Annotated in this window: 15 protein-coding genes; 14 read left to right on the forward strand and 1 reads right to left on the reverse strand. The window is 44.1% G+C overall.

Annotated features, from left to right (window positions below; translation table 11 throughout):
* Positions 1-63 precede the first annotated feature (63 nt).
* The 10 genes from hemW to deoC all read left to right on the forward strand — a co-directional run bounded on the left by hemW (position 64) and on the right by deoC (position 12,063).
* The gene (gene hemW, locus N5C46_RS22415) at positions 64-1,221 is read left to right on the forward strand and encodes a radical SAM family heme chaperone HemW (RefSeq protein WP_261752409.1); all 1,158 of its coding nucleotides are present in this window, start codon (positions 64-66) and stop codon (positions 1,219-1,221) included.
* A 100-nt stretch (positions 1,222-1,321) separates the two neighbouring features.
* Positions 1,322-2,356, forward strand: coding sequence for a heat-inducible transcriptional repressor HrcA (gene hrcA / locus N5C46_RS22420; RefSeq protein ID WP_034757462.1), 1,035 nt, complete (start codon positions 1,322-1,324; stop codon positions 2,354-2,356).
* A gap of 110 nt (positions 2,357-2,466) precedes the next feature.
* Entirely contained in the window at positions 2,467-3,033 is a 567-nt protein-coding gene (grpE, locus tag N5C46_RS22425) for a nucleotide exchange factor GrpE (protein WP_261750299.1), read from the forward strand.
* Between the two features lie 39 nt (positions 3,034-3,072).
* Entirely contained in the window at positions 3,073-4,902 is a 1,830-nt protein-coding gene (gene dnaK, locus N5C46_RS22430) for a molecular chaperone DnaK (RefSeq protein WP_098353126.1), read from the forward strand.
* A gap of 185 nt (positions 4,903-5,087) precedes the next feature.
* A complete protein-coding gene (dnaJ, locus tag N5C46_RS22435) occupies positions 5,088-6,218 on the forward strand; it encodes a molecular chaperone DnaJ (RefSeq protein ID WP_034757470.1) in 1,131 nt (376 codons plus the stop codon).
* A 24-nt stretch (positions 6,219-6,242) separates the two neighbouring features.
* The gene (gene prmA / locus N5C46_RS22440; protein WP_261750300.1) at positions 6,243-7,184 is read left to right on the forward strand and encodes a 50S ribosomal protein L11 methyltransferase; all 942 of its coding nucleotides are present in this window, start codon (positions 6,243-6,245) and stop codon (positions 7,182-7,184) included.
* A gap of 31 nt (positions 7,185-7,215) precedes the next feature.
* Positions 7,216-7,968: a 16S rRNA (uracil(1498)-N(3))-methyltransferase gene (locus N5C46_RS22445; protein WP_261750301.1), complete on the forward strand. Its 753-nt coding sequence runs from the start codon at positions 7,216-7,218 to the stop codon at positions 7,966-7,968.
* A 5-nt stretch (positions 7,969-7,973) separates the two neighbouring features.
* A complete protein-coding gene (gene mtaB / locus N5C46_RS22450; RefSeq protein WP_261750302.1) occupies positions 7,974-9,308 on the forward strand; it encodes a tRNA (N(6)-L-threonylcarbamoyladenosine(37)-C(2))-methylthiotransferase MtaB in 1,335 nt (444 codons plus the stop codon).
* Between the two features lie 241 nt (positions 9,309-9,549).
* Positions 9,550-11,214 (forward strand): glycoside hydrolase family 13 protein, encoded by a 1,665-nt coding sequence (locus N5C46_RS22455; protein ID WP_261750303.1) that lies wholly within the window; start codon positions 9,550-9,552, stop codon positions 11,212-11,214.
* Between the two features lie 177 nt (positions 11,215-11,391).
* On the forward strand, positions 11,392-12,063 hold the full coding sequence (gene deoC, locus N5C46_RS22460) for a deoxyribose-phosphate aldolase (protein WP_034757484.1): 672 nt from the start codon (positions 11,392-11,394) through the stop codon (positions 12,061-12,063).
* A gap of 28 nt (positions 12,064-12,091) precedes the next feature.
* Here the strand turns inward: deoC and N5C46_RS22465 are convergent, their stop codons facing one another.
* Complete coding sequence (locus N5C46_RS22465; protein WP_261750304.1) at positions 12,092-13,024, reverse strand: Na/Pi symporter; 933 nt, start codon at positions 13,022-13,024, stop codon at positions 12,092-12,094.
* Between the two features lie 336 nt (positions 13,025-13,360).
* Here N5C46_RS22465 and rpsU point away from each other — a divergent pair, with 336 nt between their 5' ends.
* The 4 genes from rpsU to floA all read left to right on the forward strand — a co-directional run bounded on the left by rpsU (position 13,361) and on the right by floA (position 16,498).
* A complete protein-coding gene (gene rpsU / locus N5C46_RS22470; protein WP_032087602.1) occupies positions 13,361-13,534 on the forward strand; it encodes a 30S ribosomal protein S21 in 174 nt (57 codons plus the stop codon).
* 14 nt (positions 13,535-13,548) lie between these two features.
* Positions 13,549-13,995, forward strand: a complete 447-nt coding sequence (locus tag N5C46_RS22475; RefSeq protein ID WP_034757488.1) for a GatB/YqeY domain-containing protein — start codon at positions 13,549-13,551, stop codon at positions 13,993-13,995.
* 170 nt (positions 13,996-14,165) lie between these two features.
* Positions 14,166-15,476: an NfeD family protein gene (locus N5C46_RS22480; RefSeq protein WP_420720429.1), complete on the forward strand. Its 1,311-nt coding sequence runs from the start codon at positions 14,166-14,168 to the stop codon at positions 15,474-15,476.
* Between the two features lie 26 nt (positions 15,477-15,502).
* Positions 15,503-16,498: a flotillin-like protein FloA gene (floA, locus tag N5C46_RS22485; protein WP_261752411.1), complete on the forward strand. Its 996-nt coding sequence runs from the start codon at positions 15,503-15,505 to the stop codon at positions 16,496-16,498.
* The last annotated feature ends 7 nt before the right edge of the window (positions 16,499-16,505 follow it).

The raw sequence follows: 16,505 nt of genomic DNA on the forward strand, positions 1-16,505 counted from the left end.
TCGTCATGCAGATAAAGGGGGAAAGTGGCTTGTTTTTCAAGCACAGCTTACCCCCTTTTCTCTATGAATGCCCCCAAAGGAGGGATAATCTTGGTTAAATCAGCTTATATTCATATTCCTTTTTGTGAACATATCTGCCACTATTGTGATTTTAATAAAGTTTTCCTGGAAGGCCAGCCTGTAAATGAATACTTAATCAGCCTTGGTCAGGAAATGAAACATAGAGTATCAGCTTCTGAGAAACTGGATACAATCTTTGTCGGAGGTGGTACGCCGACGTCTTTGGATGCTGGTCAGCTCGATACGCTGTGTGAATCCATCACGACCCATTTGCCCTTTGAAAAGGGTGAATTCACCTTCGAAGCAAACCCTGGTGATCTAACACAAGATAAACTTCGTGTGCTAAAGGATCACGGTGTGAACCGGTTGAGTTTCGGGGTTCAATCCTTCAATGATGACCTGTTGAAAGGGATCGGTCGCACCCATAAAAGCAAGGATGTCTATACGTCAGTAGAAAACGCTCAAAAAGTAGGATTCTCAAACATCAGCATCGATTTGATCTATAGTCTTCCAAGGCAAACGGAAGAAGATTTTCAGGATACACTGACAAAAGCACTTGACCTGGATCTTCCTCATTACTCAGCCTACTCGCTCATCGTGGAGCCGAAAACGGTTTTCTATAACCTGATGAGAAAGGGTAAGTTATCACTGCCATCACAGGATCAGGAAGCAGCTATGTATGAGATCCTGATTGAAACGATGGAGAAGTATGGGATCAATCAATATGAGATCAGTAACTTTGCCAAACCCGGATTTGAAAGCAAACACAATCTCGTTTACTGGGACAATAATGAATATTATGGTTTAGGAGCAGGTGCACACGGTTATATAAACGGAGTACGTTATTCCAACTACGGACCGCTCAAAAAATACATGGACCCGATTTCAGAAGGTTCCCTCCCGACCATCCAGGAGCATGGAGTCACCAAAGCCGAAATGATGGAAGAAGAAATGTTCCTCGGGTTGCGTAAAGTCGAAGGCGTAAGTAAAACCATATTCCAACAAAAATTCGGTTCCAGCATAGAATCCGTCTTTGGCCCTTCCATCGAAGAAATGGATAAACGCGGACTGCTCTCAGTAAATGAAGAATGGGTGGCACTTACAAAACAAGGGCGCTTCCTTGGCAACGAAGTATTTCAATCATTCCTGGGTGTAATTTAATTGCTTCAATCTAATATATTGACATCCCTTTACTGATTTGATAATTTATTAATTAGATTTAGCACTCATCTTAGTAGAGTGCTAACAGGGGTGATGAATGTTGTTAACAGATCGACAACTTCTAATTCTTCAAGTGATCATTGATGATTTTATTCTTTCTGCCCAGCCTGTCGGTTCGAGGAGCTTATCTAAAAAAGATGAGATCTCATTCAGTTCGGCTACGATCCGAAATGAAATGGCAGATCTTGAGGATTTGGGCTTTATCGAAAAAACCCACACATCCTCAGGTCGCGTACCTTCAGAAAAGGGCTATCGATACTATGTGGATCACTTGCTTTCTCCACAGAAATTAAAGAAGAATGATGTGCATGCACTACGCTCCATCTTTACCGAGCGCATGTATGAATTGGAGAAAGTGGTTCAGAAATCGGCGAAGATCCTTTCAGAGCTGACCAATTATACAACGATTGTATTAGGGCCTGATTTAAAGGAAAACAAGTTGAAAAAAATTCAACTGATTCCCCTAAACAAAGATACGGCCATTGCCATCATCGTCACGGATAACGGACATGTTGAAAATAAACTGTTCCATATCCCGCCGACAATGGATGCCTCCGAGCTTGAAAAGCTTGTACACATATTGAACGACCGCTTGACGGGTGTTCCGATTAGTGAGTTAAACGATAAAATCTTTAAGGAAGTCGCTCTTTTACTCAAAGAGCATATACAGAATTATGATTTTATCCTCCACTCCCTAACGGATTCCTTTAATCCAACGGTCACGGATAAGCTGTTCTTTGGAGGTAAGACCAATATCCTGAATCAGCCTGAATTCAACGATGTACAAAAGGTCCGCATGCTTCTTGAAATGATCGAACAAGAAGAAAGCATCTATAACCTGATCCGCCCATCTGCCACAGGTGTGAACATTAAGATCGGGAAAGAAAACGATCATCTTGCTATGGAGAATTGCAGTCTCATAACCGCTACTTATTCGATTGGCAAAGAACAATTAGGTTCCATTGCGATCATCGGGCCTACCCGGATGGAGTATTCCCGTGTCGTCAGTCTACTTAATTTCTTCTCAAACGATATGTCCAAGGTTCTGACGAAGCTGTATCAAAGTGGGGATTAGTGGACATATTGTATAAAGGAAAATAAGGCCCCGAAAGTGCGTCTCTACACACGTTTCGGAGCCTTCATACGAGCGCTTTAAAGGATCACATTTTTAAGGAGGTGAATGTTATGTCTGAAGAAACGAAACAAGAGCAGCAGGAAGCGAAAGAGGAAAAAGGCGAAGCGGTGGAAGAAGTGTTCGCTGAAGAACCTCAAGCTGAGGAAGTGCTTGAAGAGCAGCAAGAATCAGATGAGCTTTCACAATTAGAGGAAAAGCTGAATGAGTCTGAAAATCGTTATCTTCGTTTAAGAGCCGATTTTGATAATTTCCGCCGTCGCATTAATGTGGAAAACGAATCAAAGGAAAAATATCGTGCTCAAGGACTGATTACGGAACTATTACCGGCACTGGATAATTTCGAACGTGCCTTGAATATAGAAGCTGATAATGAGCAAACGAAACAACTGCTTCAAGGAATGGAAATGGTTCACAGAAGTCTTGTAGAAGCCCTTAAGAAAGAGGGAGTGGAACCAATAGAAGCGGTAGGTCAGGAGTTTGACCCTCATATGCATCAAGCTGTCATGCAGGTGGAAGATGAAAACTACGATAGTAATATCGTTGTCGAGGAATTCCAAAAGGGATACAAACTGAAAGACAGAGTAATTCGTCCTTCTATGGTGAAGGTCAGTCAATAAACAAGACATTACATATACAAAACAGGGAGGATTCTTACTATGAGTAAAATTATCGGTATTGACTTAGGTACAACAAACTCATGTGTATCAGTACTTGAAGGCGGAGAGCCAAAGGTCATTGCAAACGCAGAAGGAAACCGCACAACTCCTTCAGTCGTAGCGTTCAAAAATGGTGAAAAGCAAGTTGGGGAAGTAGCAAAGCGCCAAGCGATCACAAACCCTAATACAATCATCTCAGTGAAACGTCACATGGGGACAGATCACAAAGTAGAAGCAGAAGGAAAAGAATATACGCCACAGGAAATTTCAGCTATGATCCTTCAACACTTAAAATCATATGCAGAAGATTATCTTGGCGAAAAAGTGGAGAAAGCAGTTATCACTGTTCCTGCTTACTTCAACGATGCAGAGCGTCAAGCGACAAAAGATGCAGGTAAAATCGCAGGGCTTGAAGTTGAGCGTATCATCAATGAGCCGACTGCTGCTGCCCTTGCTTACGGACTTGACAAAATGGATCAAGACCAGACAATCCTTGTATACGACCTTGGTGGCGGTACATTCGATGTATCCATCCTTGAACTTGGTGACGGAGTATTTGAAGTGCGTTCCACTGCCGGTGACAACCGTCTTGGTGGAGACGACTTTGACCAAGTCATCATCGACTACCTTGTAGCTGAATTCAAGAAAGAGAACGGTATCGATCTTTCTAAAGATAAAATGGCTCTTCAACGTCTGAAAGACGCAGCTGAGAAAGCGAAGAAGGATCTTTCAGGAGTGACTTCCACTCAGATCTCACTTCCTTTCATCACAGCTGGAGAAGCAGGACCACTTCACCTGGAAGTGACTCTTTCAAGAGCGAAATTCGATGAAATCTCTGCTGACCTTGTAGAACGTACAATGGGACCAACTCGTCAAGCGATGAAAGATGCCGGTCTTTCTGCAAGCGAAATCGATAAGATCATCCTTGTTGGTGGATCGACTCGTATCCCTGCCGTACAGGAAGCAATCAGAAAAGAAACAGGTAAAGAGCCATCTAAAGGCGTTAACCCTGACGAAGTTGTAGCGATGGGTGCAGCGATCCAGGGTGGAGTTCTGACTGGAGATGTAAAAGACGTTGTATTACTAGACGTTACACCACTTTCACTCGGTATCGAAACAATGGGTGGCGTATCAACGAAGCTTATCGAGCGTAACACAACGATCCCTACGTCTAAATCTCAAACATTCTCAACTGCTGCTGATAACCAGACAGCTGTTGATATTCATGTATTACAAGGTGAGCGCCCAATGGCTGCCGATAACAAAACGCTTGGACGTTTCCAATTAGCGGACATTCCACCGGCACCTCGTGGCGTACCACAAATCGAAGTGAAATTCGATATTGATAAGAACGGTATCGTGAATGTAAGTGCGAAGGACCTTGGAACAGGTAAAGAGCAAAACATCACAATCAAGTCTTCCACAGGCCTTTCAGATGATGAAGTAGAACGCATGGTGAAAGAAGCCGAAGAAAATGCCGAAGCAGATAAAAAACGTAAAGAGGAAGTTGAACTTCGCAACGAAGCCGACCAACTTGTTTTCCAAACGGAAAAAACGTTAAAAGATCTTGAAGGCAAAGTAGAAGAAGATGAAGTGAAAAAAGCGGAAGATGCGAAAGCTGAACTGAAAGAAGCGATCGAGAAAGATGATCTTGATCTTATCCGCGAAAAGAAAGACGCATTGCAGGAAATCGTTCAAAGCTTAACGATGAAGCTTTATGAGCAGGCTCAAGCGGAAGCTCAGGCAGCTCAAGGCGCTGAAGGCGAAGCTTCGAAAGATGACGATGTGGTCGACGCTGAATATGAAGAAGTAAATGACGACAAGAAATAATCAGATGTAAACGAACGAAAAAGTCAAAGTCAGGGCGGTTCTTGGCTTTGACTTTTTCTGTGATTGCAGGAAACCTTCAATCAACAGACACAAACTAAAGTAAGGAATGTTGAGTTTTTATTGATAATAGTCGAAGCTCAATGTTAAAATAACCTTTATGCAAAGGATTCGGGAGTGGTGTTTTAATGAGTAAACGGGACTATTATGAGGTTCTTGGGGTTGGAAAAGACGCCTCAAAAGACGAAATGAAGAAAGCATACCGCAAGCTCTCCAAAAAATATCATCCGGATATTAATAAAGAAGCGGATGCGGATGAAAAGTTTAAAGAAATATCGGAAGCGTATGAAGTGTTAAGTGATGATCAGAAGCGCGCTCAGTATGATCGTTTCGGACACACGGACCCTAACCAGGGATTCGGAGGCGGCGCTGACTTTGGCGGCGGCGGTTTCGGCGGTTTCGAGGATATCTTCAATACATTCTTCGGTGGAGGCGGCGGAGGCCGCAGAAGAGATCCAAACGCTCCCCGTCAAGGAGCGGACCTTCAATACACGATGTCTCTGACATTTGAAGAAGCGGTATTCGGGAAAGAAACCGAAATCGAGATTCCGAGAGAAGAAGAGTGTGATACGTGCCATGGTTCGGGAGCGAAGCCTGGGACTAAGGTCAATACATGTTCTCACTGTAATGGATCCGGTCAATTGAATGTCGAGCAGAATACACCATTCGGCCGCATTGTGAACCGAAGGGTTTGTCACTACTGTAACGGTACAGGTAAGCAAATCAAGGAAAAATGTTCAACGTGTGGCGGTGCGGGTAAAGTACAGAAACGTCGTAAAATCGCTGTCAAGATTCCTGCTGGTATCGATGATGGACAACAGCTGCGTGTGACAGGTCAAGGGGAACCGGGTATTAATGGCGGTCCTGCCGGTGACCTGTATGTGGTTTTCCACGTCCGTTCACATGATTTCTTCGAACGTAACGGAGATGACATTTACTGCGAAATGCCTGTAACGTTTGCCCAGGCAGCATTGGGTGATGAAATTGAAGTACCGACCTTACACGGTAAAGTGAAGCTGAAAGTCCCTGCAGGAACTCAGACGAGTACGAGATTCCGTTTGAAAGGCAAGGGCGTACCGAATGTGCGTGGTTACGGTACGGGAGATCAGCATGTTCAGGTGAAAGTGGTCACTCCTTCCAAGCTGACGGATAAGCAGAAACAATTACTGAGAGAATTTGCCGATATCAGCGGTCAAATTCCTGATGAACAGCATGAAAGCTTTTTTGATAAAGTAAAAAAGGCCTTTAAAGGCGAATAACTAAAGAGCGGAGTTGGTAGATCAATGAAATGGTCAGAAATCAGTATTCTTACAACGAATGAAGCGATTGAGCCGATTTCAAACATTCTTCACGAATCAGGGGCAAGCGGTGTGGTCATTGAAGACCCTGCCGAATTAGTTAAGGAAAGAGAAGATATGTTCGGGGAGATCTACCAACTCAACCCTGATGACTACCCAACTGACGGCGTCATGGTCAAAGCCTATTTGCCCGTCAATAGTTTCCTAGGTGAAACCGTTGACGAGATCAAGCAGGGCATCACGAACCTCGTTACGTATGATATCGACATTGGTGAAAACAAAGTGGAAATCTCTGAAGTGAATGAAGAAGAGTGGGCTACGGCCTGGAAGAAATATTACCATCCCGTGAAGATTTCCGATAAATTTACGATTGTCCCAACATGGGAAGATTATACTCCTGTTCATAGTGATGAACTTATCATTGAACTGGATCCGGGCATGGCGTTCGGAACGGGTACTCACCCCACTACCGTCATGTGTATCCAGGCACTTGAGCGGATCGTAAAAGAACATGATACCGTCATTGATGTTGGTACGGGCTCAGGTGTATTATCCATTGCATCGGCTCTATTAGCTGCAGACCAGGTACGTGCATATGACCTGGATGAAGTCGCGGTTCGTTCAGCAAGGCTGAATGTAAAGTTGAACAAAGTACAGGATACGGTATCAGTGGATGCCAATAATCTATTGAACGGGGTGACCGGGCAGGCTGATGTGATCGTGGCGAACATCCTGGCTGAAATCATCCTGCGCTTTACAGAAGACGCATACGAGCTTGTGAAGCCGGGTGGATATTTTATCACTTCCGGGATCATCCAGCCTAAAAAGCAGGAAGTACGTGACTCTTTGGAGGCTGCCGGTTTCCAGATCGAAGAAATCATGGTAATGGAAGACTGGGTGGCGATCATCGCGGTCAAGCCTGAATAAAACAAAGTAAAAACGGTGGAGTTGAAACTGTATGCAACGATATTTTATAGAAGACCTATATCGAGAAAATGATCCGATCATGATCACGGGGGATGATTATCATCATATTGTCCGGGTCATGAGGATGAAGGAACAGGATGAAGTATTCGTTGTCTTCAAGGATCAGGCATCAGCGATCACCCGTATTGAAACGATTTCCAGTGACGCAGTCAAGCTATCAATAGTACAATGGGAAACATCGACGAAAGAATTACCAATTAAAGTAACCATTGCGAGCGGACTGCCGAAAGGGGATAAATTGGAGTTGATTTTCCAAAAGGGAACGGAGCTTGGAGCCACTCAATTTATCCCTTTTAATGCGGACCGCTCCATTGTGAAATGGGACGAAAAAAAAGCAAAGAAAAAGACAGATCGATGGGAAAAGATCGTGAAGGAAGCAGCTGAACAGTCCCATAGACTTCTCGTCCCTGATGTCTCTGCACCCGTTTCAATGAAACAATTGATTCAAGCTGGCAGTCAGTTCGATTATAAACTTGTCGCATATGAAGAAGAAGCACGCGCCGGTGAAAAAGGGAACCTGTCAAAGATGTTGTCCTCCATCGGTAACGGGCAAAGTGTATTGGTCGTATTCGGCCCTGAAGGTGGATTATCGGAGAAAGAAATAGAGATGTTGAGGAGCGGGGGCTTTCTTACATGCGGCCTTGGCCCAAGGATCCTCCGAACGGAGACTGCTCCATTGTATGTTCTCTCAGCCATCAGCTATCAATTAGAACTTATGAGGTGATTGCAATGCCATCAGTAGCGTTTCACACTCTAGGGTGTAAAGTGAACCACTACGAAACTGAAGCCATCTGGCAACTATTTAAAGAAGAAGGATATGAACGGGTAGAATATGACTCGATCGCAGATGTGTATGTCATCAATACATGTACTGTAACCAATACAGGAGATAAGAAGAGCAGGCAGGTCATCCGCCGTGCCATCCGGAAAAATCCTGACGGGGTCATCTGTGTAACAGGATGCTATGCCCAAACGTCCCCAGCCGAAATCATGGCCATCCCGGGAGTCGATGTCGTTGTCGGCACACAGGATCGCAGGAAAATGCTTACGTATATCGAGGAATACAAAAAAGAGCGTCAACCGATTAATGGCGTCACGAACATCATGAAAAACCGGGTGTACGAGGAATTGGATGTCCCTGCATTCACGGACCGTACCCGTGCCTCCCTTAAAATCCAGGAAGGCTGCAACAATTTCTGTACGTTCTGTATCATTCCATGGGCACGCGGATTGATGAGATCCCGCGATCCTGAAGAAGTCATTCACCAGGCCCAGCAGCTTGTTGATGCAGGATACAAAGAAATTGTCCTGACAGGGATCCATACAGGCGGATACGGAGAGGACATGAAAGACTACAATCTTGCTATGCTCCTTAAAGATCTTGAGCAAAAGGTGAAGGGTCTCAAAAGAATTCGCATATCTTCCATTGAAGCGAGTCAATTGACGGATGAAGTCATTGAAGTGATCGATCAATCCGATATCGTGGTAAGGCATTTGCATATTCCGCTTCAATCGGGCTCCAACACGGTTCTAAAAAGAATGCGCCGAAAATATACGATGGAATTCTTTGCCGAGCGTTTAGAGAAGCTTAAAAAAGCGCTGCCTGGTCTTGCCGTCACATCCGATGTCATTGTCGGTTTTCCTGGTGAAACGGAAGAAGAATTCATGGAAACCTATAATTTCATCAAAGAGCATAAATTCTCTGAGCTTCACGTTTTCCCTTATTCAAAACGGACAGGCACGCCCGCAGCCCGAATGGACGATCAGATTGATGAAGACATCAAGAACGAACGTGTCCATCGTTTAATTGAATTGTCGAACCAATTAGCGAAAGAATACGCTTCGGAGTTCGAAAACGAAGTACTGGAGGTAATCCCTGAAGAAATCTATCAGGATGATCTTTATGTAGGATATACGGATAACTACTTGAAAGTGGTATTCCCTGCAACCGATGAGATGGTAGGGAAGCTTGTGAAAGTGAAACTCACCAAAGCGGGTTATCCTCTAAATGAAGGTCAATTTGTGCGGGTACTTGAAGAATCAGAAGAAAAAGCAGCTATTTAATGGATGAAGGCACCTGACGTTTCGCTCGGGTGCCTTGCATTTATTTTCGCACAATAATACTTTGTAACCACTTTCTTTTTTTTGGTTAGAATCGAATTATCTATTGATTAGTGCAGGAGAAGGTTGTAAACTAGTATTGTTAATCGAATAGTTGAAAAGAGTCTTTTTTTTAAACAATAGTGCAAACGATTGCATTAAATGTAAGCGTTTGTATCTTACTATACTTTGATGAGGTGTTACGATGAAAAAGGCATGGCGTAAAGAGGCAGTGGGATACCAAATCTATCCGAGAAGTTTCCAGGATTCCAACGGTGACGGAATCGGGGACTTACAGGGAGTCATCCAGCGTTTGGATTATATTAAAGAGTTAGGGATCGATGTGATTTGGATCTGTCCAATGTATAAATCACCTAATGACGATAATGGGTATGATATTTCGGATTATCAGGATATCATGGAAGACTTCGGAACGATGGAAGACTTCGACCAGCTTTTGAAAGAAGTTCATAATAGGGATATGAAGCTGATCATTGACCTTGTCCTGAATCATACAAGTGATGAACACCCTTGGTTCATCGAGTCAAAGAGTTCCAAGGACAATCCAAAGCGTGATTGGTATATTTGGAGAGATGGCGTGAAAGGGAAAGAACCGAATAACTGGGAAAGCATTTTCGGGGGATCTGCCTGGCAGTATGATAAAGAAACGGACCAATACTTCCTCCATGTCTTCTCGACGAAACAGCCGGATCTGAATTGGGAAAACGAAGAAGTGCGTGAGGCATTATATGATACGGTGAATTGGTGGCTGGATAAAGGTATCGACGGGTTCAGAATCGATGCCATCAGTCATATCAAGAAGCGTGCCGGTCTGCCGGATATGCCGAATCCAAAGAAAGAAAAATACGTTTCTTCCTTTGACATGCATATGAATCAAAAAGGGATCCATGCGTTCCTTCAGGAATTCAAGGATCGTACGTATGCCAATTATGACGTGATGTCGGTTGGGGAAGCGAACGGTGTGAAGGCAGATGAAGCGGAACTATGGGTCGGTAAAGAGAACGGAAAGATGGATATGATCTTTCAATTCGAACATCTTGGATTGTGGGATGCAGAAACCAATCCGGATCTCGACATCGTGGAATTGAAAAAGGTGCTCACCCGTTGGCAGAAAGGGCTGGAAGGAAACGGCTGGAATGCCCTTTTTATCGAAAATCATGATAAAGCCCGTGTTGTTTCGACTTGGGGGAACGACAAGGAGTACTGGAAAGAAAGTGCCACAGCGATGGCAGCCATGTATTTCCTGATGCAGGGGACACCTTTCATCTATCAGGGACAGGAAATCGGCATGACCAACGTTCAATTTCCTTCCATCGAAGATTATGACGATGTAGCCGTGAAAAATCTTTACCGTCTTAAACGTGAAGAAGGGGTGCCTCATCAAGACATCATGGAAATCATCTGGGCTTCATCCCGTGATAACAGCAGAACACCGATGCAATGGTCAGCCGGGGAAAACAGCGGATTCACAAGTGGCACACCTTGGATGAAATTGAACCCTAACTATAAGACAATCAACGTAGAAGCACAGGAAAAAGATGAAAACTCCATTCTCAACTTCTACAAGAAAATGATTCAACTTAAGAAAAGGGAAGACGTCTTCACGTACGGAATCTACGATTTGCTCCTTGAAAAAGACAAGCAAATCTATGCCTATACCCGCACAGGAGAAAACACATCCATGGTCGTCATCACAAACCTTTCCACAAAGAACGCTGTTTGTGACCTTGGTAAACGAAACGTATCATCAGAGAACCTTCTATTGAACAACTATGAAGTGGAGGACCATGGAGAGTTGAGCAAAATAACCCTCAAACCATACGAGGCGAGAGTATACCGACTAAAATAAATACCTTACAACCCCGGATCACTCCGGGGTTGTTTTTTCTTCCTTTCTGAGATTATCATTTTAGAACATATGAAAAGGTTTTCTTTATTTTGGGAGATACTATAAAGTGCTCGTCTTTTTCTCTTAGTTTTGGTATGATAAGAGAGGTACGGACAACTGTTAAAGGAGAGATAATCAATGACTATGAACATTGCAAGTATGATCGATCATACTTTACTTAAACCTGAATCAACAAAAGATCAAGTAGAGGTGCTTTGCCAGGAAGCGAAAGAATTCAAGTTTGCTTCTGTGTGTGTAAACCCTACTTGGGTACAATATTCAAGCGAATTATTAAGCGGTACAGAAGTGAAAGTATGTACGGTGATCGGGTTCCCGCTTGGAGCTTCTACACCTGAAACGAAAGCGTTCGAAACAAAAGATGCGATCGAAAAAGGGGCAACGGAAGTCGATATGGTCATCAATATCGGTGCACTGAAAAGCGGTGACCATGAACTGGTGAAACGTGACATCGAAGCGGTTGTTGCAGCTTCTAAAGGAAAAGCTCTTTCTAAAGTCATCATTGAAACATGTCTTCTGACAGAAGAAGAAAAAGTGAAAGCTTGTCAACTTGCTGTGGAAGCAGGAGCGGATTATGTGAAAACATCGACCGGCTTCTCGACTGGTGGAGCAACGGTAGAAGATATCGCTTTAATGAGAAAAACGGTTGGACCTGATATTGGCGTGAAGGCTTCAGGCGGCGTACGCTCCCTTGAAGATGCACAAGCGATGATCGAAGCCGGGGCTACTCGTTTAGGCGCGAGCTCAGGTGTGAAAATCGTCCAAGGTTTAACAAGCGATTCAGATTATTAATGTGATAAAAAGCTGAGCGGATAACCGCTCAGCTTTTTTTTGGAAGGTGGACCTTTTCGATTAACCGGGCAAACGAATTGGCGAAGGGAAGAACAAGCAGGGAACATATAAGATTGAATAGGACACTGGCGTGGGCCAATTGCAAATCCGGAGAATCGGCGAGCGTTCCTACGACCGACCCAAGTAAGGGAATGAAAGGGATGAAAAGTGCCACTCCCATCACATTCAGCCAGATATGGGCGTATGCCGTCAGCTTGGCCTGGGTGCCGCCGCCGATGCTTGCAATAAAGGCTGTGATACAGGTGCCGACATTGGCACCGAGCATGATGGCTATCCCTGCATGGAGATCAATTGAACCAGCAGCAAGGAACCCCATCGTCACGCCTGTCACGACGGTACTCGATTGGATGATGGCCGTCAGCACACATCCAATCAGTAAGGCAAGGACAAGATGTTCATTGACCTGAATCATATAAGAACGCAACGATTCGTGCGTCGTCAAAGGGGTTGCAAGCCATTGAATGGCCCGGATCGATGTAAAGATCAATCCGAAGCCTATAAAGATCATACCGCTGCTTCTGATCTGTGGAGATTTGAAAAAATACAGTACACATCCGATGATCATGGATGGAACGATGAGATAGTTCATATCCAGAGTGAACATTTCAAGAGTGAAAGTGGTCCCGATGTTCGAACCGAGCATGATGCCGATGGTTTGACGGAAAGGGATCAGACCGGAGGAAGCTAGTCCCACTGTAAGGACCATGACCGCCGAGCTGCTGTGAATGAAAGCGGTGACAACGGTCCCTGTCATGACACCCTTCACAGGGGTGCTTGTAAGATAATGAAGCCATGTCTTGATCTTCTGATTTGCGATATTAAATAGTCCCGACCTGAGCCAGGCCATGCCGAATAAAAAACATAAGATAAAAAAAATAAAGGCGATTCCATGTAAGATCATTGAATTCCTCCTGTACACCAGTACGACTACTACAAATGTATGGGGGAAATGAATGAGACATGCCTATTTATGTGAGTGTTTTATGATAAATTGTTGACCTGACACATATCATATATTATAATGGCAAAGTACATGGATTTCTTTATAATATATTAAAGAATCCATCCAAGAAAGACATACACTTTCTGTCCCCTTGTGACAATCAGGCAAGGGCAAAGCCATAACCAATTGGTGAAGTAAAGGACGTCAGATAATCCTGCGTCTTAAGAAATTGGTACAAACCATTTCTTGACTTGAACATGTAAGTGTAGTGTGTTCGGAGGGAGGGAAAGAGAGATGTCAAAAACAGTTGTTCGTAAAAACGAATCGCTTGAAGATGCTCTTCGTCGCTTCAAACGCTCAGTTTCTAAAACAGGAACTTTACAAGAGTTTAGAAAGCGCGAATTTTATGAAAAGCCAAGCGTAAAACGCAAAAAGAAATCAGAAGCTGCAAGAAAGCGTAAGTTCTAAGAGAGGGTGTAAGTATGAGTCTTCTCAATCGTTTAAATGATGATATGAAACAAGCGATGAAAAATAAAGAAAAAGAGAAGCTTTCCGTTATCCGCATGCTTAAGGCTTCACTTCAAAATGAAGCCATCAAACATGGGAAACAGGAACTCTCTGAAGACGAAGAGTTGACTGTCCTTTCTCGAGAAGTGAAGCAACGGAAAGACTCCCTCCAGGAATTTCAAAACGCGGGTCGAGAAGACCTCGTTGAGAAAATTCAAACAGAACTGACTTACGTCGAAATATATATGCCTAAGCAGCTTTCAGAAGAAGAAGTCTCTGCTATTGTCGAACAGACGGTAGCGGAGGTAGGTGCTACTTCTAAAGCCGATATGGGCAAAGTGATGGGAGCAATCATGCCTAAATTAAAAGGGAAAGCCGATGGGGCTCTCGTCAACAAACTTGTTCTTCAACATCTATCATAAGATTAAAGAAACCGGAAAGCCTTGATGCTTTCCGGTTTTTTTAAACCGATTTCAGATGGAACAGGGAATGCGAGCATTTTGTAACATATTTTTTAAAAAAATGAAACTTTTTTAATGGGTCATCCGTACATAAAGTATCAAGGAATATTACCTGAAACGAGGGGGTTAAGTTGAGGAGAAGTATACTTGTATTATTGATGCTGATTCTTGGGTTCAGCTTTATTCAGCCGCTGATCAGTTCAGCAGCGGATTCGGATAGGGTATACGTGATTCCCATTCAAAAGGAAGTGGAAAGAGGTCTTCATGCCTTTTTGGAAAGGGCGATTAAAGATGCGGAAGACCATAATGCGGAACTGATCATTTTCGATATTGACACACCTGGGGGATTGGTTGATGCCGCGGGCGATATCGGACAGCTCCTGGATGGGATCGATGCAAAAACGATTGCGTTTGTAAATGACCATGCCCTGTCTGCGGGAGCATTCATTTCCCTCCATGCAGATGAAATCTATATGGTACCAAATGGCCAGATGGGTGCAGCAGCAGTCATTGATCAGGAGGGGAATGCGGCGGATAAGAAAGCCCAGAGCTACTGGCTGTCTGCCATGAAAAGTGCCGCTGAATCAAATGGGAGAGATCCTCAATATGCTCTGGCCATGGCAGATGAGTCCCTTGTAATAGAAGAGCTGGGGATCGAAAAAGGTGAACTGTTGACGCTGGGATCAAAGGAAGCGAAGGAAATAGGGTATTCAGAGGGGACAGTGAAGAACCTCGATGAATTGTATGAAACCCTTGGAGTGGATAAAGCTTCTGTGAAACGGGTGGATGAAACGTTCGCGGAAAAACTCGCCCGCTTCATCACAAATCCTGTGGTTGTTCCGATTCTTTTATCCCTGGCAAGCATCGGTCTGATTGTGGAACTGTATTCACCCGGTTTTGGAATTGCCGGTTCTATCGGCTTGATTTCCCTTGTATTATTCTTTTATGGACACTTGGTTGCAGGACTTGCGGGATATGAAACCATTCTTCTTTTCATCATTGGTATCATCCTTATAGTCGCAGAATTTTTCCTCCCCGGGGGAATTGCGGGGGTGCTCGGTATAGGGGCGATCCTTGCAAGTATTATGTTGGCAGGGGGCGATATGGTGCAAATGGGAATCTCTCTTTTGATCGCTTTATTCATTGCCGTTGCAACAGTGATTATCTTTGTAAAGGTGTTTGGTAAAAAGATGAAATTTTTTAACAAAATCATTTTAAACGATTCCACCAGCACAGAAAGCGGATATGTATCCAATGCCAATCGATTGGATTTAATTGGGAAAACCGGCGTGACCAAAACACCTTTAAGGCCATCCGGAACCGTCATCGTGGAGGAAGAAAGAATCGATGCAGTGACAGAAGGCGGCTTTATCAAAGCGGGTGAAAAGGTTAAAATTGTGAAGGTGGAAGGGTCAAGGATTGTAGTAAGAGACATTTCATAAACTTTAGGAGGTAACAAACTATGGTTATAGGACCAAGTACGATTTTACTGCTCGTTGCGATTGTGGTGGGCATTATCGTTTTAGCTGTATTATTTACATTTGTACCAGTCATGCTGTGGATTTCAGCAATCGCGGCAGGAGTCAGGATCAGTATTTTCACACTGGTTGGGATGAGATTAAGGCGTGTTATCCCGAGCCGTGTGATCAATCCATTAATTAAAGCCCATAAGGCAGGAATCACGGTAACGATCAACCAGCTGGAGAGTCACTATTTAGCTGGCGGTAACGTAGACAGAGTGGTCAATGCACTGATTGCGGCTCATCGTGCAAATATTGAATTGACGTTTGAGCGTGCTGCGGCGATTGACCTTGCAGGTCGTGACGTACTTGAAGCGGTTCAAATGAGTGTTAACCCTAAAGTGATTGAAACTCCGTTCATCGCTGGTGTGGCCATGGATGGGATCGAAGTGAAGGCGAAGGCGCGTATCACGGTCCGTGCGAATATCGATCGTCTTGTCGGTGGTGCCGGTGAAGAAACGATCGTTGCCCGTGTCGGGGAAGGGATTGTATCAACGATCGGTTCATCCGACAATCACAAAAAGGTATTGGAAAACCCGGACTTGATTTCTCAGACAGTCCTATCAAAAGGTCTGGACGCAGGTACGGCATTCGAGATCCTCTCGATTGATATTGCGGACGTTGATATCGGCAAGAATATCGGAGCAGAACTGCAAACAGAACAAGCGGAAGCTGATAAGAACATTGCCCAGGCGAAAGCGGAAGAACGAAGAGCGATGGCCGTTGCCAATGAGCAGGAAATGAAAGCAAGAGTAGAAGAAATGAGAGCGAAGGTTGTGGAAGCGGAAGCAGAAGTACCCCTTGCCATGGCTGAAGCACTCAGGTCAGGGAACATCGGTGTGATGGACTACATGAACTTGAAGAATATCGATGCCGATACAGAAATGAGAGACTCGATCGGAAAGCTGACAGGGGATAAAAAAGATTCGAAGAGTGATAAGTAAGCTCCCT

The organism is Rossellomorea vietnamensis (assembly GCF_025398035.1).
In the GTDB taxonomy this organism is placed as follows: domain Bacteria; phylum Bacillota; class Bacilli; order Bacillales; family Bacillaceae_B; genus Rossellomorea; species Rossellomorea vietnamensis_B.

Excerpts from the sequence above, each read along its gene's own strand:
- hemW (WP_261752409.1), top strand. The coding sequence starts at position 64 with ATGAATGCCCCCAAAGGAGGGATAATCTTGGTTAAATCAGCTTATATT.
- grpE (WP_261750299.1), top strand. The coding sequence starts at position 2,467 with ATGTCTGAAGAAACGAAACAAGAGCAGCAGGAAGCGAAAGAGGAAAAA.
- dnaK (WP_098353126.1), top strand. The coding sequence starts at position 3,073 with ATGAGTAAAATTATCGGTATTGACTTAGGTACAACAAACTCATGTGTA.
- dnaJ (WP_034757470.1), top strand. The coding sequence starts at position 5,088 with ATGAGTAAACGGGACTATTATGAGGTTCTTGGGGTTGGAAAAGACGCC.
- prmA (WP_261750300.1), top strand. The coding sequence starts at position 6,243 with ATGAAATGGTCAGAAATCAGTATTCTTACAACGAATGAAGCGATTGAG.
- N5C46_RS22445 (WP_261750301.1), top strand. The coding sequence starts at position 7,216 with ATGCAACGATATTTTATAGAAGACCTATATCGAGAAAATGATCCGATC.
- mtaB (WP_261750302.1), top strand. The coding sequence starts at position 7,974 with ATGCCATCAGTAGCGTTTCACACTCTAGGGTGTAAAGTGAACCACTAC.
- N5C46_RS22455 (WP_261750303.1), top strand. The coding sequence starts at position 9,550 with ATGAAAAAGGCATGGCGTAAAGAGGCAGTGGGATACCAAATCTATCCG.
- deoC (WP_034757484.1), top strand. The coding sequence starts at position 11,392 with ATGACTATGAACATTGCAAGTATGATCGATCATACTTTACTTAAACCT.
- N5C46_RS22465 (WP_261750304.1), bottom strand. The coding sequence starts at position 13,024 with ATGATCTTACATGGAATCGCCTTTATTTTTTTTATCTTATGTTTTTTA.
- rpsU (WP_032087602.1), top strand. The coding sequence starts at position 13,361 with ATGTCAAAAACAGTTGTTCGTAAAAACGAATCGCTTGAAGATGCTCTT.
- N5C46_RS22475 (WP_034757488.1), top strand. The coding sequence starts at position 13,549 with ATGAGTCTTCTCAATCGTTTAAATGATGATATGAAACAAGCGATGAAA.